This window comes from Rufibacter sediminis, from assembly GCF_014269285.1.
GTDB lineage: Bacteria > Bacteroidota > Bacteroidia > Cytophagales > Hymenobacteraceae > Nibribacter > Nibribacter sediminis.
Window position 1 is genome coordinate 149,690 of the sequence record NZ_JACOAF010000044.1, and the last position, 22,592, is coordinate 172,281.

General features: G+C 52.0%; 23 protein-coding genes. 17 read left to right on the forward strand and 6 right to left on the reverse strand.

Annotated elements, in window-relative coordinates:
* Window positions 1-532 precede the first annotated feature (532 nt).
* The 13 genes from H7U12_RS19095 to recO all read left to right on the forward strand — a co-directional run bounded on the left by H7U12_RS19095 (window position 533) and on the right by recO (window position 12,345).
* Window positions 533-1,174 (forward strand): heme exporter protein CcmB, encoded by a 642-nt coding sequence (locus H7U12_RS19095; RefSeq protein WP_186641104.1) that lies wholly within the window; start codon window positions 533-535, stop codon window positions 1,172-1,174.
* 32 nt (window positions 1,175-1,206) lie between these two features.
* Window positions 1,207-1,872: a cytochrome c biogenesis protein CcsA gene (gene ccsA / locus H7U12_RS19100; protein ID WP_186641113.1), complete on the forward strand. Its 666-nt coding sequence runs from the start codon at window positions 1,207-1,209 to the stop codon at window positions 1,870-1,872.
* Window positions 1,859-2,137 carry a CcmD family protein gene (locus H7U12_RS19105; RefSeq protein WP_206683957.1) on the forward strand — a complete coding sequence of 93 codons (279 nt, stop codon included), beginning with the start codon at window positions 1,859-1,861 and terminating at the stop codon, window positions 2,135-2,137. The genes ccsA (H7U12_RS19100) and H7U12_RS19105 overlap by 14 nt, the downstream gene beginning before the upstream one ends.
* Window positions 2,138-2,277: 140 nt before the next feature.
* A complete protein-coding gene (locus H7U12_RS19110) occupies window positions 2,278-2,703 on the forward strand; it encodes a cytochrome c maturation protein CcmE domain-containing protein (protein ID WP_186641115.1) in 426 nt (141 codons plus the stop codon).
* A gap of 158 nt (window positions 2,704-2,861) precedes the next feature.
* A complete protein-coding gene (gene ccsA, locus H7U12_RS19115) occupies window positions 2,862-5,465 on the forward strand; it encodes a cytochrome c biogenesis protein CcsA (RefSeq protein WP_186641123.1) in 2,604 nt (867 codons plus the stop codon).
* 202 nt (window positions 5,466-5,667) lie between these two features.
* Window positions 5,668-6,471 (forward strand): Rossmann-like and DUF2520 domain-containing protein, encoded by an 804-nt coding sequence (locus H7U12_RS19120; RefSeq protein ID WP_186641125.1) that lies wholly within the window; start codon window positions 5,668-5,670, stop codon window positions 6,469-6,471.
* Between the two features lie 95 nt (window positions 6,472-6,566).
* Entirely contained in the window at window positions 6,567-6,896 is a 330-nt protein-coding gene (locus tag H7U12_RS19125) for a 2Fe-2S iron-sulfur cluster-binding protein (RefSeq protein WP_186641127.1), read from the forward strand.
* Window positions 6,897-7,050: 154 nt separating this feature from the next.
* Entirely contained in the window at window positions 7,051-7,290 is a 240-nt protein-coding gene (gene iscX, locus H7U12_RS19130; RefSeq protein ID WP_186641129.1) for a Fe-S cluster assembly protein IscX, read from the forward strand.
* Window positions 7,291-7,369: 79 nt separating this feature from the next.
* On the forward strand, window positions 7,370-7,864 hold the full coding sequence (locus H7U12_RS19135) for a KdsC family phosphatase (RefSeq protein ID WP_186641131.1): 495 nt from the start codon (window positions 7,370-7,372) through the stop codon (window positions 7,862-7,864).
* 111 nt (window positions 7,865-7,975) lie between these two features.
* The gene (locus tag H7U12_RS19140; RefSeq protein ID WP_062543874.1) at window positions 7,976-8,170 is read left to right on the forward strand and encodes a cold-shock protein; all 195 of its coding nucleotides are present in this window, start codon (window positions 7,976-7,978) and stop codon (window positions 8,168-8,170) included.
* A gap of 113 nt (window positions 8,171-8,283) precedes the next feature.
* A complete protein-coding gene (locus H7U12_RS19145) occupies window positions 8,284-9,129 on the forward strand; it encodes a geranylgeranylglycerol-phosphate geranylgeranyltransferase (protein WP_186641133.1) in 846 nt (281 codons plus the stop codon).
* Between the two features lie 122 nt (window positions 9,130-9,251).
* Window positions 9,252-11,540, forward strand: a complete 2,289-nt coding sequence (gene porZ, locus H7U12_RS19150) for a type IX secretion system anionic LPS delivery protein PorZ (protein WP_186641135.1) — start codon at window positions 9,252-9,254, stop codon at window positions 11,538-11,540.
* A gap of 94 nt (window positions 11,541-11,634) precedes the next feature.
* Window positions 11,635-12,345 carry a DNA repair protein RecO gene (gene recO / locus H7U12_RS19155; protein ID WP_186641137.1) on the forward strand — a complete coding sequence of 237 codons (711 nt, stop codon included), beginning with the start codon at window positions 11,635-11,637 and terminating at the stop codon, window positions 12,343-12,345.
* A gap of 117 nt (window positions 12,346-12,462) precedes the next feature.
* Here the strand turns inward: recO and H7U12_RS19160 are convergent, their stop codons facing one another.
* From H7U12_RS19160 to H7U12_RS19170, 3 genes are read right to left on the reverse strand one after another with little or no spacing between them, the layout of a single operon-like run.
* Window positions 12,463-12,984, reverse strand: a complete 522-nt coding sequence (locus H7U12_RS19160; protein WP_186641139.1) for an FKBP-type peptidyl-prolyl cis-trans isomerase — start codon at window positions 12,982-12,984, stop codon at window positions 12,463-12,465.
* Window positions 12,985-12,997: 13 nt separating this feature from the next.
* On the reverse strand, window positions 12,998-14,002 hold the full coding sequence (locus H7U12_RS19165) for an FKBP-type peptidyl-prolyl cis-trans isomerase (protein WP_186641141.1): 1,005 nt from the start codon (window positions 14,000-14,002) through the stop codon (window positions 12,998-13,000).
* Between the two features lie 33 nt (window positions 14,003-14,035).
* The gene (locus H7U12_RS19170; RefSeq protein ID WP_186641143.1) at window positions 14,036-15,046 is read right to left on the reverse strand and encodes a DHH family phosphoesterase; all 1,011 of its coding nucleotides are present in this window, start codon (window positions 15,044-15,046) and stop codon (window positions 14,036-14,038) included.
* Window positions 15,047-15,240: 194 nt separating this feature from the next.
* Here H7U12_RS19170 and H7U12_RS19175 point away from each other — a divergent pair, with 194 nt between their 5' ends.
* Complete coding sequence (locus H7U12_RS19175; RefSeq protein WP_186641146.1) at window positions 15,241-15,660, forward strand: nucleoside-diphosphate kinase; 420 nt, start codon at window positions 15,241-15,243, stop codon at window positions 15,658-15,660.
* Between the two features lie 121 nt (window positions 15,661-15,781).
* On the opposite strand, the gene H7U12_RS19180 is transcribed toward H7U12_RS19175, so the two are convergent.
* Window positions 15,782-16,258, reverse strand: a complete 477-nt coding sequence (locus tag H7U12_RS19180) for a hypothetical protein (RefSeq protein ID WP_186641148.1) — start codon at window positions 16,256-16,258, stop codon at window positions 15,782-15,784.
* 274 nt (window positions 16,259-16,532) lie between these two features.
* On the opposite strand from H7U12_RS19180, the gene H7U12_RS19185 reads away from it, so the two are divergent.
* Window positions 16,533-17,483: a DUF1684 domain-containing protein gene (locus H7U12_RS19185; RefSeq protein ID WP_186641150.1), complete on the forward strand. Its 951-nt coding sequence runs from the start codon at window positions 16,533-16,535 to the stop codon at window positions 17,481-17,483.
* 91 nt (window positions 17,484-17,574) lie between these two features.
* Here H7U12_RS19185 and H7U12_RS19190 read toward each other — a convergent pair whose 3' ends face one another.
* Complete coding sequence (locus tag H7U12_RS19190) at window positions 17,575-18,684, reverse strand: lysylphosphatidylglycerol synthase transmembrane domain-containing protein (protein WP_186641152.1); 1,110 nt, start codon at window positions 18,682-18,684, stop codon at window positions 17,575-17,577.
* On the reverse strand, window positions 18,668-19,444 hold the full coding sequence (locus H7U12_RS19195) for a segregation and condensation protein A (RefSeq protein ID WP_186641154.1): 777 nt from the start codon (window positions 19,442-19,444) through the stop codon (window positions 18,668-18,670). The genes H7U12_RS19190 and H7U12_RS19195 overlap by 17 nt, the downstream gene beginning before the upstream one ends.
* A gap of 395 nt (window positions 19,445-19,839) precedes the next feature.
* Here H7U12_RS19195 and dxs point away from each other — a divergent pair, with 395 nt between their 5' ends.
* The gene (dxs, locus tag H7U12_RS19200; protein ID WP_186641156.1) at window positions 19,840-21,756 is read left to right on the forward strand and encodes a 1-deoxy-D-xylulose-5-phosphate synthase; all 1,917 of its coding nucleotides are present in this window, start codon (window positions 19,840-19,842) and stop codon (window positions 21,754-21,756) included.
* Window positions 21,757-22,269: 513 nt separating this feature from the next.
* Complete coding sequence (locus H7U12_RS19205) at window positions 22,270-22,557, forward strand: hypothetical protein (RefSeq protein ID WP_186641159.1); 288 nt, start codon at window positions 22,270-22,272, stop codon at window positions 22,555-22,557.
* Window positions 22,558-22,592: the final 35 nt, after the last annotated feature.

The following is a 22,592-nucleotide window of genomic DNA, read 5'->3' on the forward strand; positions in this document are numbered from 1 at the left end:
CTCACGGCTCACTGAAGTTTCAAACTTCAGCTCATCTTAGGTCCAAGTTGGAAACTTGAACCAGGTGTATTTAAGAACTTAACACCCTTAGCCAAGGAGGGGAATAAGGATATGTAGGAAAGCTCCCCTCCTTGGCTAAGGAGGGGCTGGGGGTGGTTCGCTGTCTCAGGTAATAAGAACTTCCACTAAACGCACCATTTCCAGCCTTTCGGGTTTGCGCACGGAGAGAACCATGCAACAATCCAGCTTATCCACCCACGCCAACGTCGGTTATCCGCCAGCACCAACAGAATGCGAGCACAAAAAAGCTACTGAAGCAGTTGCCCAAGCAGATTGACCTCATCAGCCTTCCGGCAGGAAACCCAAAGCACCATAACCCAATCCCTCGTTTTCCGCCCGATTTCCCCAAAGTAACCCCAAAACAAAAAGCAACCCTCGTGAATAATGACGGAAATCATCCGTCAGCATGCATTTGTGTTGTACCTTTGCCCCAAAATAAGAAGAAGTGCTGCTGAAAGAGGTTATCTACCTGATGCAAAAGGATTTTGTGCTGGAATGGCGGCAGAAGTATGCGTTCAACGGCATGCTTCTGTACGTGGGCAGCACGGTTTTCATCTGTTACCTTAGCTTCAGTTTGCGCTTTGGGGGGCTGGAGGTGCCGGTCTGGAATGCCTTGTACTGGATCATTTTGCTCTTTACGGCGGTCAACGCCATCTCCAAGGGGTTTGCCCAGGAGAGCCGCGGACGGCTGCTCTATTATTATAGTGTGGTGAGTCCGCAGGGCGTGATTCTGGCCAAGATGATCTACAACGCGGCGCTCATGCTGGTACTTTCGCTGCTGTGTTTTGCGTTCTATACGGTAGTGATCGGGAACCCGGTGCAGGACGTGGGCATGTTTCTGCTCACCATCGTGCTGGGAGCCATTGGGTTCGCCTCGTCATTGACCATGATCTCGGGCATTGCGGCCAAGGCGGCGAACACGGGCACGCTCATGGCGGTGCTGAGTTTCCCGGTGATGGTGCCCATGCTGCTCATGCTCATGAAGATGTCCAAGAACGCCATTGACGGACTGGACCCCTCGGTGAGTCTGGATGAGGCCCTGACGCTGCTCGCGATTAATATGATTGTAGTCACCGTGTCTTATATTCTGTTCCCTTATCTGTGGCGCAGTTAAGGCCCAAGTTTTAATAAACAAGCGTAAAACGAATGAAACTAACCTGGTGGAAATGGCTGACGGTTGCCCTGCTGCTGTACACAGTGGTGGGAGGCATGTTGAGCGATGTGCCCCGTCTGGCTATTCTAAACGAGACCATCCGGAACCTGTTCTTCCACGTGCCCATGTGGTTCGGGATGATCCTGATTCTGCTGGTTTCGGTGGTGTATTCCATAAAATACCTCAGAAACCCGCTTTCCCGCAATGACATCATCGCAAATGAAGCCGCCAAAGTGGGCATCCTGTTTGGGGTGCTGGGCATTGTGACCGGCATGGAGTGGGCACGTTTCACGTGGGGCGAATTCTGGAGCAATGACCCCAAGCAGAACGCCTCGGCCATCGGGCTCCTAATTTACTTCGCTTATCTTATTCTGCGGGGTTCTTTCCAGGACCACCAGCAGCGCGCGCGTATCAGCGCCGTGTACAACATCTTCGCGTTTGCGGCGCTTATTCCGCTTCTGTTTATTCTGCCGCGCCTCACCGACTCTCTGCACCCGGGTAACGGCGGAAATCCTGGTTTCAACGCGTATGATATGGACAGCAGCCTGCGGGCCGTGTTCTATCCGGCCGTGCTCGGCTGGACGCTCTTAGGAATTTGGGTGGTGCACCTGCGCTCCCGTTTGGAAGTTTTAAAGCAACGATTCTATGAAAATGCATAAATGGCTCCTGGTGCTGTTCCTGATGTGGACGGCTGGCTTCTCGGTTACGGCTTTCGCCCAAAGTGCTCCTGAGGAAAGCTCCATGGTGGAATTCTCCGCTCAGGCCCAATCGCCCTCGTCTCCGGAAATGGCCGATGCCATGCGCCGCGACGGCAAGATCTACATTGTGGTGGCGGTACTGGTCAGCGTACTGTTGGGCGTGCTCTTCTACCTCATCAACCTGGACAGAAAGATCAGCAAGCTAGAGCGGGAGCTCAGATTGTAGGCGTTTTAGGGCTGTTTTCTGGAAAGCTGGCTTAAAACAGCAGCGATAAAACAGGCGCAGAAAAAGCGCCCGCCAGCGGATTTAATTTTAGTTAAGTGTTGTTAAAGAGGCGGGCAAACTCGCCTAAGCTTGAATAACCTATGAAAAGAATACACATCATCGGGATTTTAGTGATTGCGGTAGCCATCATGATCATCATGTCAACGGCCTCAGACGCCAGTGTTTACGTTCCTTTCTCTGAAGCCCAGGCGCGCGCCAAAGATGGAGATGACACCAAAGTACACGTGGTGGGCCGACTGAAGAAAGACGAGAAAGGCCACATTGTGGGCATGAAGTATGACCCCACGCTGGACCCCAACTACTTCTCGTTCGTGCTGGTAGATACCAACCGCGTGGAGCAGCAGGTGGTGTACTACAGCCCCAAACCGCAGGACTTTGACCGCTCTGAGCAGGTGGTGATTACCGGCAACATGAAAGAGAATGTGTTCGTAGCCGACAAGATTTTGCTTAAATGTCCTTCTAAATACACCGAGAACGAGGTGAAGGTGGAGACGGCAAGCCTCTAATATATAGTCCTGAGTTCTGAGTCTTGAGTCCTGAGTTAACATTTCATTCAAGCCAAGCCTGTACTCATTTGTGTTATTTTTATTTACCAGAGTGAATCGTTCTGGGTTTGGGAATTTCAGACTCAAGACTCAGAACGCAAGACTCAAGACTCTTTCTAATGGTTAATACGTTGATCGGTGATTTAGGTCACTACAGTGTCATTCTCGCTTTCGTGACGGCGCTGGTTTCGGCCATCGCGTTTGCGTTTGCTTCTAACGCCAAAGAGCTTACCCCTGAGCAGAAAGACTGGAAGAGCCTGGCCCGAGGTGCTTTCTTTGTGCACGTGATCGCGGTGTTTGGCATCATCTTCTGTCTTTTCAACATTATTTACGCGCACCGCTACGAGTACCATTACGCGTGGAGCCACTCGTCTAATCACCTGCCGGTGCATTACATGATTTCCTGTTTCTGGGAAGGCCAGGAGGGCTCTTTCCTGCTCTGGATTTTCTGGCATGCGCTGTTGGGCTTGGTGCTGATCAAGTTTGCCGGCAAGAAATGGGAAAGCCCGGTAATGGCCGTTTTCTCCTTCGTGCAGCTGTTCCTGACGTCCATGATTCTGGGGATCGTGATCGGGGACCTGAAAATAGGATCTTCGCCGTTCATCCTGATGCGTGATTTCATGACCGATGCGCCGGTGTTCCAGATGGACCCGAATTTCGTGCCGAAAGACGGTACCGGTCTGAACCCGCTGTTGCAAAACTACTGGATGGTGATTCACCCGCCGGTGTTGTTCCTGGGCTTCGCCGCCACCCTGGTGCCGTTTGCCTTCGCCATTGCCGGTCTCTGGAAAAGAGAATTCTCATCCTGGACCAAACCTGCTTTGTCTTGGGGCTTGTTCGCGGCCGTAGTATTGGGCGTGGGCATCATGATGGGTGCCTACTGGGCCTATGAAACCCTGAACTTTGGGGGCTACTGGAACTGGGACCCGGTGGAGAACGCCGTGTACATTCCATGGCTGGTGCTGGTGGGAGCCATTCACACTTTGCTGGCGTACCGCAAAAGCAGAACCGCGCTGCGTGCTACCTTCATTCTGTTCATCACGTCGTTCCTGTTAGTCCTATACGCGACTTTCTTAACGCGTAGCGGTATCTTAGGAAACGCCTCGGTGCACTCTTTCACAGACCTTGGTTTATCGGGTCAGTTGTTTACCTATTTGGCAGCCTTCGTGGTATTAGCCATTGGTTTATTGGTGTACCGCTGGAAGAACATCCCGGCTACGGAGAAAGAAATTGCAACGTACTCTGGTGAATTCTGGGTGTTTGTGGGCGCTGCTGTGCTGTGCTTAGGCGCTTTCCAGGTGCTGGTGACTACTTCTATTCCGGTGTACAATGCCTTTATGGGCTTCATCGGCGTGAAAACGAACGTGGCGCTGCCCGCCGATCAGATCGCGCACTACACCAAGTTCCAGATGTGGATGGGGATAGCCATCGCCATGCTATCAGGTACTGGTCAGTTGCTGTGGTGGCGGAAACAAAAGGATGGTACCAAGCTGTCAGAAGCATTCATGCTGCCGCTCATCTTTACCGGTCTGTTTGCCGCTCTTATTCTGCTGGTAAGCAAAATGGGTTACATTGAACGCATTGATAACCCGGTGTACATCCTGTTGCTGGTAACGTCTCTGTACGCGGTGTTCAGTAACCTGGCTATTTTGTTTGGCGTGCTCCGAAAGAACGTCTCCATTGCCGGTGGTGCCGTGGCGCACATTGGCGTGGCTCTGATGCTGATTGGGGTGCTGTTCTCCTCCGGTTACTCGAACATCATCTCCAAAAACATGTCTGGTATGGTGTACGCCCGCGAGTTTGGCGATGACATCAACCGCGACAACGTACTGCTTTGGCGCAACGCCGCCACTGACATGGGACCGTACAAAGTCACCTACAAAGGCCAGTACCTGGAAGTGGAAGGTCTGCCTGACTATGTGAACAAACAGCAACTGTTCCGGATAGAGGATGAGTACAAAGCCATTGCCCGCGGACCATTGAAAGACGGTGACAAAGTGCTCTATACGTCCGGTGACACGGTGAACATTTCTCCGGAGAACACTTACTACGAAGTAGAATTCAAGAACCGGGAAACCAACGAGGCCTTTACCTTGTATCCTCGGGCGCAGGTGAATCCGCAGATGGGCTTGCTGGCCTCTCCGGATATAAAAATGTTCGGCACCAAAGACCTTTACACGCACGTTTCCACTATTCCAGATCCTAACGAGGAGAAGGAATGGGGCGAGTTGAAAGAGTATCAGGTGAAGATTGGCGATACCATTTTCGTGAACGATTATGTAGCGGTGCTGCACGGTATTGAACAAGCTAAAGACACTCTGCTCCTGAACCTGAAACCGGGCGATGTAGCCGTTCAAGCCGACATGCAGGTACTGGGCGAGCGCCGGACGTACCACGCGCACCCGATCTACGCCATCAGAGACCGCATGGTAGGCCGTGTGCCCGAAGAGATTGAAGACCTGGGTCTCAGAATCATGCTGATGAACATTGACCCAGAGAAAGGCGCGTTCACCATCGGCATCAATACCACCCAGAAAGACTACATTATCCTGAAAGCGATGGAGAAACCCTTCATCAGCATTCTCTGGATTGGGACGTTGATCATGAGCCTCGGGTTTGTGATGGCCATTGTACGGCACTACAAAGACGGAAAAAGCGGTGGTGCTGCCACCAAAGGTCCGGCTGGTAAAGTGACCATCAAACGCGAGAAGCAACTGGCGTAACTAGAGTAGTATAGGAGCATTTCAAAGCCGCTTGCCTGGTTCTGTTACCGGCAAGCGGCTTTTTTGCGTCTGGTGTTTTAGGGCTGCTTTTAAGAAAACAGGCCCAAAACGCGGTTGCAAAGCGATGCCCGGAAAACTGCTGCCAGTAGAACAGAACCGAAGAAAGCCGCTAACTTAGCCCGCAGGAAAGAAAGAACTCCCCATGAACATAGGAATAGTTGGTGCCGGCAACGTTGCCACCCATTTGGTCAAAGGTCTGGTGAAAGCGGGCGTGAATGTACCCTTTGTCTACAGCAGAACGTTGGCTTCGGCACAAGTCCTGACCGCTCACCTGCCATCCGGTACGGCGACCAGTTCCCCAGATTTACGGTCATTGCCTTATTGTGACGTGTACCTTCTGTCGGTTCCAGATCAGGTGCTGCCCACGTTGTTGCCGCAGCTGCGGTTTCCGGAAGGCGCTATCGTGGCCCACACGTCCGGGACGCAGCCTTTGGAACTGCTGGCATCGCTGCCGAACGTTGCCACAGGAGTTTTTTACCCCTTGCAGACTTTCAGTAAAGAGAAGGAGCTGGACTGGCGGCGGGTTCCCATCTGCGTGGAAGCTTCCACTCAAAAAGCAGAGGAGGCGTTAACGCAGCTAGGCCAGAAAATAAGTGAGCAGGTGGTTCTGATGCAGGGAACGGACCGGCGGCAACTGCACGTGGCGGCGGTGTTCGCCTGTAATTTCACCAACCACCTGTGGGGCGTGGCGCAGGAAGTCCTGAAAACCGCTGATCTGCCCTTCAACTTATTAGAGCCGCTGGTGCAGGAGACCGTGCAGAAAGCGTTTCAATTTCCGCCTTTCGCGGTGCAGACTGGACCAGCCGTGCGCGGAGACGCCTCCACTATTCAGGCGCACCTCCAACTGTTGCAGCACCAGCCGCAGTACCGCGCCCTATACCAGACCTTGACAGAAAGTATTCAGACTGTGCACGAAAAGCCGCCGTTTTCTGAAAAACAGGCGTAAAACGACTGGTGTCCTGAAAGGAACCGGGCTAATGGCCTCAGGTTTTGATTAGGGCGGTTGTATGCCTACCTTTGCACCTTTAATAATCCACAGGAATGAAAGTCGTTAACATTACATATAAGTTCATGGATGGCAAACCCGATGAAACCCATTTAGGGGCTGAGGGTGAATCTGTTCTGGACGTTGCCCTTAACAACGGGATTCAGTTACAGCACAACTGCGGCGGGGTTTGCGGTTGCAGCACTTGCCACGTGTATGTAGAAACGGGCATGGATGACCTCCCCGAAATCACTGATGCCGAAGAGGATTTCATTGACCGCGCCGTGAACCCCCGCATTAACTCCCGCCTGGCCTGCCAGTGCGTGGTGCAAGGCGGCCAGGATCTGGTGATCACCATCCCCAAGCAGGATTTCCTGGGCCATTAATTTAACTAGTTGTTAGTTGTCTGTTCTTTGTTGTCAGAGGGAGAGAGGAAACCCAAAGGTGTTACCCAAGGTTTGTTCTACACTTACATGCTGACAACCATCAAAAAGACCCAACAACTAGTAACTAACAACTAATAACTGACAACTATAAAAAATGAGTAATCTATACGAGCCCCCCATGAAGTGGAGCGACCATGAAGACATTGCCATGGCGCTGTATGAGAAATTTGGGGATGAGTTTGGCGAAAGCAAAATTTACCGCATCCGGTTCACAGATCTGCTGGAGTGGGTCCTGAGTCTGCCTAACTTTGAAGGCACCCGTGAACAAGCCACCGAAGGCCACCTGGAGCAGATCCAGGCCAAGTGGGTGTACGAGTGGCGCGATAACCAATAACCCATCCGGCGTTTCAGGGCTACTTTCATGAAAAAGGCCCTGAAACGTTTTTGCGTTTAAACTCCTGATGTTATCCAGCATGCAAGCACTTCCTGATTTCAAGAATATCACCACCTTCATCTTTGATGTGGATGGCGTTATGACAGACGGCACCCTGTTGTGCTTCTCCACCGGGGAGCAGGCGCGGGCCTTCAACATCAAAGACGGATACGCCATCCGGCACGCTCTCAAGAAAGGATACCGCGTGGCCGTCATCTCGGGCAGGAACGAGCCCGGCGTGCGCAAACGCCTGGAGTCGCTGGATGTGAAAGACATTTACCTGGGCTCAGAAAATAAGCTGGACACGTTTCAGAATTATGTCTATTATTACGGCATCGATCCTGAGACCGTCGTGTTTATGGGCGATGACATGCCGGACCTGGAAGTGATGCAGCACTGCGGCATCTCCGCTTGCCCCGCCGATGCCGCCATTGACATCTGCGACATCTCGCAGTACGTGGCCACTGCCGAGGGAGGCAAGGGCGCCGTGCGTGAGCTGATTGAGATGGTCATGAAACTGCAGAAGAAGTGGTAAAATAAAGAAGACGGTTTTCCTTGGTTTTCAATTTTTTATAAATAAAGTTTGGTTTTTGTATAATAATCATATATTTACGGAATCATTCATTATTTCAATTTTTAAATTTTTATGAAAACAGGAACTGTTAAATTCTTCAACGAATCCAAAGGCTACGGCTTTATCACAGAAGAAGCCACCAATGAGGATTTCTTTGTACACATTACAGGCCTCAACGGTATCCAGATCCAACAGCACGACAAAGTGGAGTTCGACACCAAAGAAGGAAAAAAAGGCATCAACGCGGTTAACGTGAAGAAAATCTAATACTTCTACGCTTCATACTCATTTTGCATTCTCATCAAAAAAAGCCCCTACCATAGGGGCTTTTTTCATTGGTAGATTTTAAAGCGTAACTTCCACTTTCTATTTCAACACCCGTGAAGCAGTTCCTGGCCCTTATCCGGTTTCCCAATCTTGTCATTATGCTGCTGGCGCAGCTGATGGTGCGCAAGTTCCTGGTGTTTCCGGAGCGCTCATTTCTGGAGGCGCTTTCGTGGCCGTTTGCCATTTTGGTAATCGCGACGCTCTGCATTGCCGCCGCCGGGTACATCATCAATGATTATTACGATGTCAAAATAGACCGCATCAACAAACCGGAGCGGGTAGTGGTGGGCAAATCGCTAACCAGGCGCAAAGCCATGATGATTCACCTCTACCTGTCGGCGGCCGGTGTGTTGCTGGGCATGTTGCTGGGCTGGCGCATCGGGTTGGTGCTCATGGGCGTGGCCTTGCTTTTGTGGGGCTATTCGGCCCAGTTCAAGAAGCGCCCGTTCGTGGGCAACTTCACCATCGCGCTGCTATCGGCGGTGATGGTGCTGGTGGTACCATTGCAGGCGGGGCAACCCTCGCTGGCGGCCTGGGCCTATGGCGTGTTCGCCTTTCTTATCTCGCTCGTGCGCGAAATCATCAAAGACATGGAAGACGTGCAGGGCGATGCCTCTTTCCGGTGCCGTACCCTGCCCATTGTCTTAGGGCTGCCCCAGACCAAATGGATTCTGTATTTGCTGGTGGTGTTGTTCCTGGTGTATACCGGCTTCATCATGCTGCAGCGCCTGCACGAGCCTTTGTTTATCGTATATCTCTTCTTGGGCGTGGTATTGCCTACGCTGGTGCTGGTGCGGCAGATTTTCTTCGCCGATCGGAAAAAGGAATACGCGCAACTAAGCTGGCTTTGCAAGGCCATTATGCTGGCCGGAATCTGCTCCATGATGGTGCTCCGTTAAGCGTATGTGCCCAGAAATGGAGGCATGCGTTTTTATGCCGTTTTCCTTAAAACAAGCCAGAAACAACCTGAATCTGTGTAACTTTGAATATGATGCCCTCCCGTGTATGTAGGTGGTTAACCGTGCTGGTCGCATGGCTGGCAGTGGGTACGCTGACCCAGGCGCAGACAGGTCAGTTGCCGCTGGGCGGATGGCAGGTACATGTCCCCAACCATCGGGCGAAAGCCGTGGCCGAAACGCCCACCTCGGTGTACTGTGCCACCGAAGACGGCTTCTTCCGGTACATCAAAGAAGAGAACACGCTCCAGAAACTTTCCCGCACTGACGGGTTCAGTGATGTGAACCTGAGCACCCTCCGCTATGATTCGGCCTCGGCCACGCTGGTCGTCGCCTACGAAAACACCAACCTGGACCTGTTGAGGGACGGGAAAGTTTATAAGCTAACCGAGCTCCTGCGCAAGCCCATGACGGGCGCTAAGACCATCCACCATCTCGCTACCCACAACAAAAATGCCTATGTGTCCACGTCCTTCGGGCTGGTGGTGGTAGATCTGGTCAAGCTGGAAATCAAAGACACGTACAGCAACCTGGGTGCGCAAGGGGAAGCTTTGCAGGTCTATGCCTCTACTGTGTTGAAGGACAGTTTGTACATTGTTTCCTCGGGCGGCGTGATGGCCGCTAACCTCAACCATCCCAATCTCCTGGATTATAGAAGCTGGCGCCGGTTTGGGATTGTTGAGGGAATTCCTTTCGGGGTTAACCCAGATGCGTTAAAGACGATTTCCGCTTTTCAGGGCGGTGTGTACCTGGGTGTGAACGGGAATGGCGTTTACCGTTTCAATGGCGTTTCCTGGAACAAAGCCGATTTCTCCACGCAAGACCACCAATTCCGGTCCATGGAAACCAACGGCAAACGACTGCTGGTGACCGGCAGTCAGGAAGTGCTGGAAGTCTCAATCACCGGACAAGCCAATCGTGTTACGCAGCCATTGTTCCAGGAGCTACGCATGGCCATTCCCGCCAGAAGCGGCGGCATCTGGGCAGCCAGCTACGAGAGAGGCTTGGTACAGCTAACTTCCTCCGGCCAGGCAATTTCCCTGGTGCCCAACGGCCCAGCCTTCGTGGATGTCTTTGGCGTGTACGCCGAGCGCGGCCTGTTTACCGTGCTGGGCGGAGGCTATAGCCAAGGCTATATGCAACGTTCCTCGGCGGCGGGGTTCTACCAGTACCAGAACGGGCAGTGGACCAGCTACAACTTTGCCAGCGGTGGGCAGTTCCCGGCCCACGTCCGCGACCTGGTGATGGCCCGTCGTAACCCCGTAAACGGAAAACTCTACATTGCCAGCTACGGCGCCGGTTTGCTGGAATGGGACGGCCTGAATCAGGTAAAACTCTACAACAACACCAACAGCCCTTTGCTCAGTGCCATAGACGCCAATGACCGCAATTTCATCCGGGTGCCGGGCATTGCCATTGATGCCGCCGGAAGCGTGTGGGTGACCAACCGGAACCAGTTCGCCAACTCCCCGGGTCTATTTGAGCTGAAAACGGATGGCACCTGGAAAGCGCATCCCTTCAACGGGTACAGTTTAGGCAGTGGTTTAGACAAAGTGGTGGTAGACGACAGCGGCTACAAATGGGTTACCCTGAGTACCAACGGCACCGATGCCGGCATGATGGTCTACGATGACCTCACCACGCAATATGCCTATATTGGCGGGGCAGGGCAGGGTGGTTTGCCCGGCAAACAAGTCTTTACCCTGGCCGTTGATTTGCAGGGGGAAATCTGGGCCGGTACCAACAACGGAGTGGCGGTCTTCAGCAGTACCCCAGATATTTTTACTTCTACTTACGCCGGGGCGTATCTGCCCATTTATGAGCGGCGGCCTTTGCTGCAAGGGCAGGTCATCAGAAGCATTGCCGTAGACGGAGGCAACCGGAAATGGATTGGCACCGACACCGGGCTTTGGCTTTTCAATGAAACCGGCGAGCAGATGCTCCATAACTTCACTACCAGAAACAGTCCTTTGCCTTCCGATAAAATCCTGGACGTTTCGGTGGACCACGCCACCGGGGAAGTCCTGATTGGTACCGAGGGCGGAATTGCGGTGTTCAGGGGCGCAGCCACCCGCACCGAGGCCGTGAATAAAAACTGCCTCCAGGTGTTTCCCAACCCGGTGCGGCCCGGCTTCACCGGTACCATCGGGATTTCCGGGGTGCCAGACAATGGCTGGGTCAAGATCACCGATGCCGCTGGTTTTCTGGTCTTCGAAGGGAAATCTGCGGGGGGCACCTTCGCCTGGCACGGCCGCGATTACAACGGCCGGAAAGCCAAGCCGGGCGTGTACCTGGTGCTGGCCTCCTCCGCTGACGGAACGCAGACCTGCATGACGAAAGTAGCCGTTCAGTAACCGGTTGCGTGCGCTGGCGTTCCCATTGGATGCTGAAGCAAGTATCATGAACGGGTGAGCCCACGTACAAGCAAATTGAAATCAAACTCCTGCTATGCTGGTAAAAACGCGGGGCATTGTCCTGAACTTCATCAAATTCAAAGAGTCTTCCATCATAGTACGTATTTACACCGAGGAGTTGGGGCTGCAGAGCTACATTGTGAACAGCGTCCGGAAGAAGGGGAGTGCCTCGCGTATTGCCTTGTTTCAGCCGTTCACCCTGCTGGACATGGTCGTGTATCCTCCGGGGAAAAGCGGACTTACCCGGATCTCAGAATACAAGTGCAGCCATCCTTTTATGACCGTCCCGTATGATATCCGGAAGAGCAGTATCCTGCTGTTTCTTTCCGAGATGGTCTCCAGAACGGTGCGCGAGGAGGAAGAGAACCGACCGCTGTTTGCCTTTCTGCACAACGCCATCCTGCTGTTTGACGAGCTCCAGACCGGTTTCGAGAATTTCCACCTGGCTTTCCTGATCCAGCTGGCCAACTACCTGGGGTTTGGGGTTCCGTCAGCAGAGGAGGTGATTACGCAGGTGGCTTTTGAGATGGGCGGTTCGGCCGCTCTGGGAAATAACCTCATGCAGTTGCAACAGTTGGAGCCTTACCTGAAAGAAGTCATCAAAGATGCTGAAAGCGCCAAACTGCCGAACGGGAAAGTGCGCCGTGAACTGCTGCAGTTGCTGGTGCGCTATTTTCAGCTGCACGTAGACCAGTTGGGGGAAATCAAATCGCTATCCGTGCTGTCAGAGGTATTGAGTGAATAGACACCGAACTTTCCTGCAAGGTGGCCGCTGTTTTAGGGGCGTTTTTCAGAAAACAAGCCAAAAGAAAAGGCCTTCCAAACGGAAGGCCTTTTCTTTTACTGTAAAACTCGACAACTGTTAGAAGTTTAAGAGGTGTACTTCAAACATAATAGGCGTGTTAGAGGGCACCGGTCCATTTCCGTACAGACCATAAGCCAAACGAGACGGAATGAGCAGTAACGCTTTTTCACCTTTTTGCATCAGGGTTAAACCTTCATCCCATCCGGGAATCACTTGTCTTTGGCCAAGTACAAACTTGAAGGTCTGTCCCCGGTCATGGGAAGAATCAAATTTCTGACCGTTCTGAATAAACCTCCCGATATAGGTTACTTCTACTTGCTGGCCAGCTTTAGGCTTTTCGCCAGCACCTGCCTCCTTTACCACGTGGTAAAGGCCAGAAGGCGTTTTGGTGAAATTAGTGATGTTGTTATCGGTGAGGTACTTTTGGATCAACGTCTCTTCTGCCGCCGCCTGGGCCGCATGGTCAAAGTTCGCATACGGGTCATATGGATCTTTGTCATTACAGGAATTGAACACGAAAAGCACACAAAGTGCCAGTAGCCACTGCCACGGAGAGTTTCTTTTCACTAACTTTTGCATAATAAAGTAAGGTTTATAAGCCTGGAGCTCCCGGACCAGCTGGGCCAGCAGGAGCAGCCGGGGCATCTTTGATGTCCACTAGTTCCACGTCAAACCGCAGGATGGAGTTAGCGGGTAACTCAGCACCGCGGGCCATAGAGCCATATCCCTGAGGAGAAGGAATCAACAAGGTGCCTTTGCTGCCTTTGTTGAATTGCTTGATGCCGTCTTCCCAGCCTTTGATCACTTGGTTCTGACCTAACGGGAATTCAATGGGGTTGCCACCGTTAGATTTGTCTGAAGAGTCAAACTCTTTTCCGTTCAGCAGGGTGCCTTTGTATTTCACGCTTACCACTTTACCGTCAGTAGCGTTAGGGCCGGTACCTGGCTGGGTGATCACGTAGTACACGCCGGAAGGAGTTTTCTGCACTTGCAGGTTGTTTTTCTTCACGTACTCCTGAATCAGTTTATCGTCAACAGGAGCTTGCTTTGCCGCGCGGGCTTCCATTTCTTTCTTCTGACGCTCCATCATCTGAGGATAGTCGGCCATGGCTTCCTGCTCAGTCTGCAAATTGATCGCTTTCACGAAGAAGGTCAGGAAACTGCCTTTCTCAATGAAGGGAGGAAGTGGGCTTCTGAAGGTTTTCGCGAACAGCGTGTCGGCGTTGATTCTGAACACGGCGCTGTCGCCTTTGTCCAGCATCAGGAACGCTTCTTCAATGCTGCCTTTGTTTGGCGACTCCACCATTTTGATCTGGATGGGCATGGCGTTGTCTTTGGTGCTGAACAACAAAGAATCTTTGGCGTTGCGGTACTCCATCTCAAAGCTCATCACTTTGTCAAGCTTGGCTTTGTAAGCGGCAGAGTCAGTTTTGGTAGCGTCTTTGAGTTCGTATTCTCCCTCTTTGCTTTGTGAGTAGAGTTTATATTCTAACCCAGAAGGGGCTTTCACAAACTCATCCTTGCCCAGGTTTTTGCAAGAGTAAGAGCCAAGAGCCACTGCCATGGCAGGCAGCAGGTACAATGATTTTTTAAACATCGGTTTTAGGTTAATTAAGCGTCTTTTATGGGTTTAGTTGACCAGTTGTTCCGCGTACTGCGGTAATAGATTCACAAATTTATCCACGGTTTCGTTCAGGGAAACGTAGGAGATGCCGCCCGCGGCGTTTTTGTGCCCGCCACCGTTGAAATGCGCCCGCGCGAACTCATTCACCGAGATGTCACCCACTGACCGGAAAGAGATTTTCACGGCCTCCTGGCGCTCAATGAACAGGGCGGCGAAGCGCACGCCTTCAATGGAAAGGGCAAAGTTCACCAATCCTTCGGTGTCGCCGGTCTGGGAGTTGTAGTCTTTGAGTTCCTCGGCGGTGACGGCAATAAAGGCGGTGTTGAACTCGCGCACCACGGTGAGTTTGTCTTTGAGCACGTAGCCCAAGAACCGAAGACGGGTCTCAGAGTAGCTGTCATAGATGTTGCGGTGCACCTTGCAGATGTCAATGCCGTTGTGGAGCAGATCAGCGATGATCATGTGCACGTTGCGGGTAGTGCTGGAGTGCCGGAACGAGCCCGTATCGGTCATGATGCCGGCGTACAGGCATTCGCCTATGGCCACATCTACCAAGGCCTCGTCGCCCATTTCCCGGATGACCTCGTACACGATCTCGGCCGTGGCTGCTGCGTTGGTGTCTGAGAAGGTGATGTCGGTGAAGTCCTCGGGCTGGAGGTGGTGGTCAATCAGCACTTTAGTGCCGGTGGCCTTCTGGATGTAGGGGCCCAGCTCGTTGATGCGGCTGAGGGCACTAAAATCCAGACAGAAAATCACCTCTGCCTCGTTTATAATGGCCTGGGCCTGGGCATCGGTCCGGGAACTGTACACCAGCACGTCTTCGTTGCCGCTCATCCAGTTCAGGAACGAGGGATAATCTGACGGGGTGATCACCTGAACCTGGTGCCCTTTTTTCTTAAGGTAGCCGGCCAGTCCCAGTGAAGAACCTAAAGCGTCCGCATCCGGTTTGTGGTGCGTCGTGATCATGATCTTCTTCGGAGACTGTAAAAGCTCCTTTAGCGCGTTGATTTGCTGCATTGTATACTCACAGTCCGCTTTAAAAAATAGCGGATACAAGCTGCAAAATTCTAAAGAATTAAAGTACAAACCAAATAAAATCAATCAAGTAGCCAACGGGCCGGGAATTTTACCGTACAAAATGGATTTTGGCCCAAAGTGTGCTACTTTTGCGGGCTCAACTCCTATTTAAACCGATAACTAAATAAAGAAAAATGGCTGGAAACGTAACGTTCACCATGATTAAACCAGATGCCGTGCAGGACAACCACATTGGCGGTATCACTAAAATGATGGAAGAGGCTGGCTTTAGAGTAGTGGCCCTGAAAAAGACCCGTCTTACCGAAGAGCGTGCCGGTCAGTTCTACGAGGTGCACAAAGAGCGCCCTTTCTACGGTGATCTGGTGAAATACATGAGCTCTGGCCCTATCGTAGCCATGATCCTGGAGAAAGACAACGCCGTTCTGGACTTCCGTACCTTGATTGGTGCCACCAACCCAGCTCAGGCCGCTGAAGGAACCATCCGGAAAATCTACGCCAAGTCTGTAGAGGCGAACGCCGTGCACGGTTCTGACTCAGACGAGAACGCCCAGATTGAAGGCGACTTCTTCTTCGGCGCTGACGAGCGTTTCTAAGCTCTTTTAGATAAAACATACCAAAAACGCCTGGCTGCAAAGCCAGGCGTTTTTTTGTGGGTGTATTTTAAGCCTGTTTTATGAAAACAAGGCTTAAAATGCCCTTGAACTCAAGAATGGACTAATATTCCGCCTTTTCGGGTTGGCCTCCGGAGTGGTCAAAGGCCATCATGAGAATGTAGCTTGTCATTGCGCCTACGGCCGTACCCAAGATCACCACGGAGCCCAGCACCATCAAGAGCGGCAGCCGGAAGCCAAAGTAGTCCTGGTTTTGAAGTACCCCGGCATATCCAGGATTGAGGAAGATTGCGTGGAAAAGGATAAAGGCCGCGTAGAGCCCGGCACCTACCAAGCCCACTAGAAACCCGATGGCCAGCCCCGGGAGGTAAGGGGGATGTCTGTGCAAGGCCTCATAGTTTCGCCTGAAGGTGTTAATCGCCAGCATGATGGCTATCAGGATGAAGATATTGCTGGCAAAACGAATGATTTCGCTGTTTTGTAAGCCAAGAAGGTTAATTACCAGATAATAGACAATCATTGCCACGGCAGAGATGATGCCATACAAAATACCAATGCGCTGGGGTGAAGTTGTTGCCATTGATTCCATTCTTTTGTTGGGGTTTGCAAATACCTAAGGATCTGAACAAGCACTTTTTCTGGACGTCGAAAAAGAACGGTGGGCATTGACTAATACGTAGAAATTTATGTTTCGTCAATAAGGGTTGGCGAAAGCAGCGGTCCACCACGGGAATCTATGTGGTAACCACCATGCCTGCTGAATTGTTTAGCTCATGATTTTACCCACTGCGTCTTTCCATTTTTGCAGGAAGTAATTTTCTTGTCCTTACATTGTAAGCTCCTTATGGGTTACTATGAAAAAGCTTCTCGTTTTACTTCTGCTGGCCATGCCTTTTCTGGCCCAGGCTCAAAAAACATCGTCGGGTGCGTATCTCCAGGAAATAGCCAGGCACCGCGCCCATGAAGACAGCGTGTTCAAATTTGATGAGCACTCCCCGCTGAAAGCCGAGGCGAAGGCTACCTTCAAAGGGCTGGAGTATTTTCCCGTGAACGAAGCATACCGCGTGAAGGCCAAATTTGTCCGGAACACGCAGGAGTCGGTTTTCATCATGCCCACTACCGGCACTCGCAACCCAGAGTACGTGAAATACGGCGAGCTGCATTTCAACTTGCAGGGCCAGCCCTTACAGCTGAGCGTGTACCAAAACCAGGAGCTCAAAAAGCAGCCCAAGTACATGACCTACCTGTTCATCCCCTTCACCGATGCCACTACCGGCCAGGAGACCTATGCCACCGGCCGTTACCTGGATTTCTCCATTCCCATGAATACTGACAGCGTGTGGCTCGATTTCAACAAAGCCTACAACCCGTACTGCGCCTACGGCGATGGCTATTCCTGCCCCATCCCACCGAAAGAGAATAAACTGCCGGTACGGGTAGAGGCCGGGGTGAAGAACTATGACAAGGAGGGAAATCCCGCTGAAGACGGGCTTGCTAAGCCCATTGAAATCTTGCCTGAGTTTCCCGGAGGGCAACAGGCGATGATGGATTTCATGATGAAACACTTCAGAGTTTCCAAAGCGGTCTGGAAAACTAGGATCAACGGAAATGAAATCATCTCTTTCTTAGTAGAAAAAGATGGGGCTGTTAGCAATGTAGAAAGCGTATCAACGCTGCATCCTGATCTATTTGCCGAGATTGTCCGGGTGATTGGAAAGATGCCTAAATGGAAGCCTGGTTCCCAAAATGGGATACCCGTGCCGGTGAAATACACCATTCCACTTAAAATTACGACTAGGAAGTAGGTTTAGGATTTACATGTAATTCATTTATAAGGAAAAGCAAAGGGCCGGCTTGTCAACAAGCCGGCCCTTTGCTTTTCTGGGAGATTACTCGTTATAGCCTCGGTTTTACGTCCGTTTTCTCAGAAACAGGCTTTAAACGCAGCTCATCTTCCTCATCCTCGGGGTGCTCACCAAAGACGCGCAGCACCCAGCGGGGCAGGAAGAAGGAACCCAAGATTAGGTAGAGGTAATACGTCACCACGCGGTAAAGGAGCACAATTACCGTAGTGAAACGCCCCAGGAACTGCCCGAAGAACGTAGGGAACGCCACCTCGGCAATACCAGCCCCGCCAGGCGTAACCGCCACCAGCAGCACAATCTTGTATACCATGTTGCGCGAGAAAATGAGCACGTGGTCATGGAAACTGATATCGGTGAAGGCGGCTATGAGGCAGTTGATCACAAAATAGCGCGCGGTCCAGACGAAGGCGGTGCTCAGGGCAGCGTTGGCCCAATAGCCGAAGGTGCTGCCTTTCAGTTGCTGCGAGGCCCATACCAGCTCATTTCCGTTTTTGTAGGCCGCAGGCCGCCAGCGGCGCGTCAGTTTGAAAGAGGTGGCGCGCAGGAAAATCCGTTTTACGGCGGTGGGGTTGATGAGCAGGCCGTACGCCATCAGGAACGCGTACAAGGCAATGAGAATATAGCTCACAGCAAAGGCAATTTCCAGGCTCTGGGTTACGGAGAATTCCATGGCAGAAACCTCGGGAAAGATGTTGCCCGCCGTGATCAGGAATACCAGGGGCACGGCAATGATGAAGTAGAGGTTGTCCAGCATGGCGGTGACCATCACGTACGCCAGCGATTTTCCCAGACTCAAGCCTTCTTTGTTTAAGATGAACGCCGCCACCGTAGAGCCCCCCACCACGCTGGGCATCACGCACGAGGCGAACTCCCAGAGCATGATCACATCCAGGCTCTTGCGCCAGCTCAGGAACTTCTCCGTCACGTACCGGATGCGGTAAATGTACCCGAAGTCCCGGACCATGAGCACCACCACCGTCATCATCAGCCAGAAAGGCTTGGCGTTGTAAAGCGGCGAGAAATCCATCTGGGCACTGTCTCGGTAGAACATATACCCGATCACCCCCAACCCGATGACTACCGGAATTAAGATTCGCTGGGGAGTGAAGTACGAGAGCAGTTTCTTACGATTCAGATCCATGGTCAGTGATGGTCAGGTGTTGGTGCTCAGAATAGGGCACAATTCGGAAATTATTAAAGCCGTCCCCAATTTCCAGGCCAATCTCGTTGAGTTGAAGCAAATCCAAGATAGCCAGGAAATTGAAAATCAGTCCAATTTTGTCAGGAAACGCTTCTACCAGGTCAGAGAATTGCACCATTCCCTGGGCGCTTACCCGGCTCTTGATGTAGGTGCGTTGCTGGTCAATGGTGTACGGATACGTGACCACCGTGTGTTTGGGGCGGTTCTGCTCGTCTTCGTACCGCTGCATGGCCTTGTGGAAAGACTGCATGAGGTGGTACAGGTTCAGGTCTTTGAGCTCGTACTCCAGCTGGTGTTTGGCGGCAATCTTGCTCAGCTCGGTGTCAATGTTGCCGCGGCTTTCCTGTTGCAGCCGCACGTCTTCCAGCAAACTCAGATCGCCCAGCACCTCTTTGAACCGCTTGTATTCCAACAGGTGCTGCACCAGCTCCTGCCGCGGGTCAATCTCGTTGCCTTCCTCGTCTTTCTCAAACCGGGGCAGCAGCATTTTGGCCTTGATGCGCATGAGCGTGGCCGCCGTGAGAATGAATTCGCTGGCCACCTCCATGTTCATGGTTTCCAATTGCCGGATGTAGCCCACAAAATCATTGGTGATCTTGAAAATGGGAATGTCATGGATGTCCAGCTCGTCGCGCTCAATAAAGAAAAGCAACAGGTCAAACGGGCCCTCAAAGAGCGACAGCTTTATTTCGAAACTCACGTGTGGCGGTACGGCGTTGGTTCAGAAGCCAAAATTACGCATAAGTGACGCCATCTGCCAACGTTTACCCCGGAAGAACCTGTTTTTGAGTTCCTTTCTCTAAAATAGGCCTAAAACGGGAGCGGCTCGCCCAGGAAGTAAGCCTTGGCCCTATCGGCTTGAGAGGGAGAAAGTTACTCGTATAAATACTGAATATGGAAGTATTTCCGTTGCTAGGCAGGGAATGTTACATTTTCAGAGAGCGGAATAGAACTATGAAAAGAAGTGAAACGGCAAAAAGAACCATCACTAAGAAAATTTCCTTAATTTTACCCTTCGTCTGGATGCAAAACGTATAGGTAGAAAACTTTAGAAGCCCTGCGCTGTTGCATCTATATCCACCCAAGTGCACCCCTATGATAATTGAACCCGGAGAACTGTTGGCCAAGATTAATTCGCCAGCTGATTTGCGCCAACTGTCTGAAGATCAGTTGCTGCAGGTATGCCAGGAATTGCGGCAATTCATCATTGACAACGTGTCTATCTACGGAGGGCACTTCGGGGCAAGTCTGGGGGTAGTGGAGATGACAGTGGCCTTGCATTACGTGTTCAACACACCCTATGACCAGCTGGTCTGGGACGTGGGGCACCAGGCCTACGGGCACAAAATCCTGACGGGCCGCCGCGATAACTTCCATACCAACCGTAAACTCAACGGCCTCTCGGGTTTCCCCAAAAGAAAAGAAAGCCCGTACGATGCCTTCGGCGTGGGCCACTCCAGCACCTCCATTTCGGCGGCGCTGGGCATGGCCGTGGCCTCGCAGTATAAAAAGGAATTTGACCGCCACCACATTGCGGTGATTGGCGATGGTTCCATGACGGCGGGTATGGCGTTTGAGGCCATGAACCACGGCGGCGCCTCAGACGCTGACTTGCTGATTGTTTTAAACGATAACTGCATGAGCATTGACCCCAACGTGGGCGCGCTCAAAGAATATTTAACCGATATCACCACCTCCCGCACTTACAACAAAGTGCGTGACGAGATATGGAACATTCTGGGCAAGATCAGCAAGTTCGGGCCGAACGCCCAGCAGATCGTGGCCAAGGTGGAAAGCGGTATCAAAGCCACGCTCCTGAAACAGAGCAACCTGTTTGAGAGCCTGAACTTCCGCTATTTCGGCCCCATTGACGGGCATGATGTAAACCATCTGGCGCTGGTGCTGAAAGACCTCAAGAAAATTCCCGGTCCTAAAATCCTGCACTGCGTGACGGTGAAAGGCAAAGGTTTTGCCTTAGCGGAGAAAGAACAAACCAAGTGGCACGCGCCCGGTCTGTTTGACAAAGTCACCGGCGAGATCTACAAGGTGCACCACACCACGCCCCAGCCGCCCAAGTACCAGGATGTTTTCGGGCATACGTTGCTGGAGCTAGCCGAAAAGAATGAGAAGATCATGGGCGTGACCCCGGCCATGCCCAGCGGTTCATCCATGAACATCATGATGGCCGCCATGCCAGATAGAGCCCTGGACGTAGGAATTGCCGAGCAGCACGCCGTAACTTTCTCCGCCGGTTTGGCTACCCAAGGCTTGGTGCCGTTCTGTAACATCTACTCCAGTTTCATGCAGCGCGGCTATGACCAGGTGGTGCACGATGTCTGCCTTCAGAACCTGCACGTGGTGTTCTGCCTGGATAGAGCCGGTTTCGCCGGGGCCGATGGTCAGACCCACCACGGTTCCTATGACATTGCCTACATGCGCTGCATCCCCAACATGGTGGTGTCCTCGCCCATGAACGAACAGGAACTGCGTAATTTGATGTATACCGCCAGCCAGGACGGCATGGGGCCTTTCACCATCCGCTACCCGCGCGGCGAAGGCGTGATGCCAGAATGGCGCACTCCGCTGGAGTTGATAGAAGTGGGCAAAGGCCGCGTGATCCAGGAAGGCGAAGAAGTGGCTATTCTCACCATCGGGCACATTGGCAACTACGCCGTGGATGTCTGCAAGAACCTGAAAATGGACGGGCTGCGCCCGGGCCACTATGACATGCGGTTCGCTAAGCCGTTGGATGCGCAAATGCTGCACCACATCTTCCAGAAGTATGACAAAGTAGTGACCGTGGAAGACGGCTGTCTCCAAGGCGGTTTCGGGAGCGCCGTGCTGGAGTTCATGGCCGATCACGGCTATACTGCACAGGTGAAACGCCTCGGCATCCCAGATGTGATTGTGGAGCACGGTTCCCAGATGGAACTGCACCGTCTCTGCGGCTTCGACCCAGACGGCATTGAACGTACCGTCCGTGAACTGATGGACGTGGCCGTACGGGTGTAAAGCACTTCAAGATGATAAGTAGGCCTCACAGGTTTTCAAAACCTGTGAGGTCTTTCCGTTTTAAAGCCTTTTTCAGTAAAATAGCTTTAAAACGGAATTTGGATGAAGTGGTAATCACGCATTGCGTTCCCCTTTGAAGGTAGTGCCTTTAAGTGCATAACACATACCTGGTTAAAGTTTGCAACTTGGAGCTACAATGAGCTGAAGTTTGCAACTTCAGTGAGCCGTGAGGCTCAAAGTATGCAGTAATGCCAATTCTTTTTCAAAGAAATCAAACCATTAAAATAGAACTTAACGTCCCTACCCTTTGAAGGGGGTAGTGCTATGACAAAGACCGATGAAGAACCCGATGACTTTTGCTGCAGAGCTGAGACGCTGAAGGTGCTTTCGCACAAGGGCAACCACAAGGGATTGCCCCTACCTAAATTTTCCTCGGCCCATTAAAGGTGCGATTAAGTACCATAGCCACCAAAGAACAAATCATTACCTTTAAGCAAATTAACCTCACACTGCATGTCGGCTACTCCTGTTTTGCCTTTGAAAGAGAAAATCAAGATTTACGCCGGTTCTTTGCTGCTGACGCTGGCCATTTACCTGGTCATTGATTTGTACGTGCCCGCGAAGAAGCTCCTCGCTGGCGAGGAAATGGGCTTTTCTGAGCTGATGACGCATTTTCAGTTCTACAAGAAAGCGCCCTTCATTGTGCTCATCACCGTGCTTATGTCCGTGAACAACATCAAGAAAAAGACCAAAGCACTGGCCGCCGCATCAGAAGAACCCCAGCCCGTAACCGTTCGCTAACTCCCTACTGGAGAGGATTGCATGGCTGTTTTAGG

What these genes read in the sequence shown, in the direction of transcription:
- H7U12_RS19095 (WP_186641104.1), top strand. Translation starts at nt 533, where the DNA reads ATGCAAAAGGATTTTGTGCTGGAATGGCGGCAGAAGTATGCGTTCAAC.
- ccsA (WP_186641113.1), top strand. Translation starts at nt 1,207, where the DNA reads ATGAAACTAACCTGGTGGAAATGGCTGACGGTTGCCCTGCTGCTGTAC.
- H7U12_RS19105 (WP_206683957.1), top strand. Translation starts at nt 1,859, where the DNA reads ATGAAAATGCATAAATGGCTCCTGGTGCTGTTCCTGATGTGGACGGCT.
- H7U12_RS19110 (WP_186641115.1), top strand. Translation starts at nt 2,278, where the DNA reads ATGAAAAGAATACACATCATCGGGATTTTAGTGATTGCGGTAGCCATC.
- ccsA (WP_186641123.1), top strand. Translation starts at nt 2,862, where the DNA reads ATGGTTAATACGTTGATCGGTGATTTAGGTCACTACAGTGTCATTCTC.
- H7U12_RS19120 (WP_186641125.1), top strand. Translation starts at nt 5,668, where the DNA reads ATGAACATAGGAATAGTTGGTGCCGGCAACGTTGCCACCCATTTGGTC.
- H7U12_RS19125 (WP_186641127.1), top strand. Translation starts at nt 6,567, where the DNA reads ATGAAAGTCGTTAACATTACATATAAGTTCATGGATGGCAAACCCGAT.
- iscX (WP_186641129.1), top strand. Translation starts at nt 7,051, where the DNA reads ATGAGTAATCTATACGAGCCCCCCATGAAGTGGAGCGACCATGAAGAC.
- H7U12_RS19135 (WP_186641131.1), top strand. Translation starts at nt 7,370, where the DNA reads ATGCAAGCACTTCCTGATTTCAAGAATATCACCACCTTCATCTTTGAT.
- H7U12_RS19140 (WP_062543874.1), top strand. Translation starts at nt 7,976, where the DNA reads ATGAAAACAGGAACTGTTAAATTCTTCAACGAATCCAAAGGCTACGGC.
- recO (WP_186641137.1), top strand. Translation starts at nt 11,635, where the DNA reads ATGCTGGTAAAAACGCGGGGCATTGTCCTGAACTTCATCAAATTCAAA.
- H7U12_RS19160 (WP_186641139.1), bottom strand. Translation starts at nt 12,984, where the DNA reads ATGCAAAAGTTAGTGAAAAGAAACTCTCCGTGGCAGTGGCTACTGGCA.
- H7U12_RS19165 (WP_186641141.1), bottom strand. Translation starts at nt 14,002, where the DNA reads ATGTTTAAAAAATCATTGTACCTGCTGCCTGCCATGGCAGTGGCTCTT.
- H7U12_RS19170 (WP_186641143.1), bottom strand. Translation starts at nt 15,046, where the DNA reads ATGCAGCAAATCAACGCGCTAAAGGAGCTTTTACAGTCTCCGAAGAAG.
- H7U12_RS19175 (WP_186641146.1), top strand. Translation starts at nt 15,241, where the DNA reads ATGGCTGGAAACGTAACGTTCACCATGATTAAACCAGATGCCGTGCAG.
- H7U12_RS19180 (WP_186641148.1), bottom strand. Translation starts at nt 16,258, where the DNA reads ATGGCAACAACTTCACCCCAGCGCATTGGTATTTTGTATGGCATCATC.
- H7U12_RS19185 (WP_186641150.1), top strand. Translation starts at nt 16,533, where the DNA reads ATGAAAAAGCTTCTCGTTTTACTTCTGCTGGCCATGCCTTTTCTGGCC.
- H7U12_RS19190 (WP_186641152.1), bottom strand. Translation starts at nt 18,684, where the DNA reads ATGGATCTGAATCGTAAGAAACTGCTCTCGTACTTCACTCCCCAGCGA.
- dxs (WP_186641156.1), top strand. Translation starts at nt 19,840, where the DNA reads ATGATAATTGAACCCGGAGAACTGTTGGCCAAGATTAATTCGCCAGCT.
- H7U12_RS19205 (WP_186641159.1), top strand. Translation starts at nt 22,270, where the DNA reads ATGTCGGCTACTCCTGTTTTGCCTTTGAAAGAGAAAATCAAGATTTAC.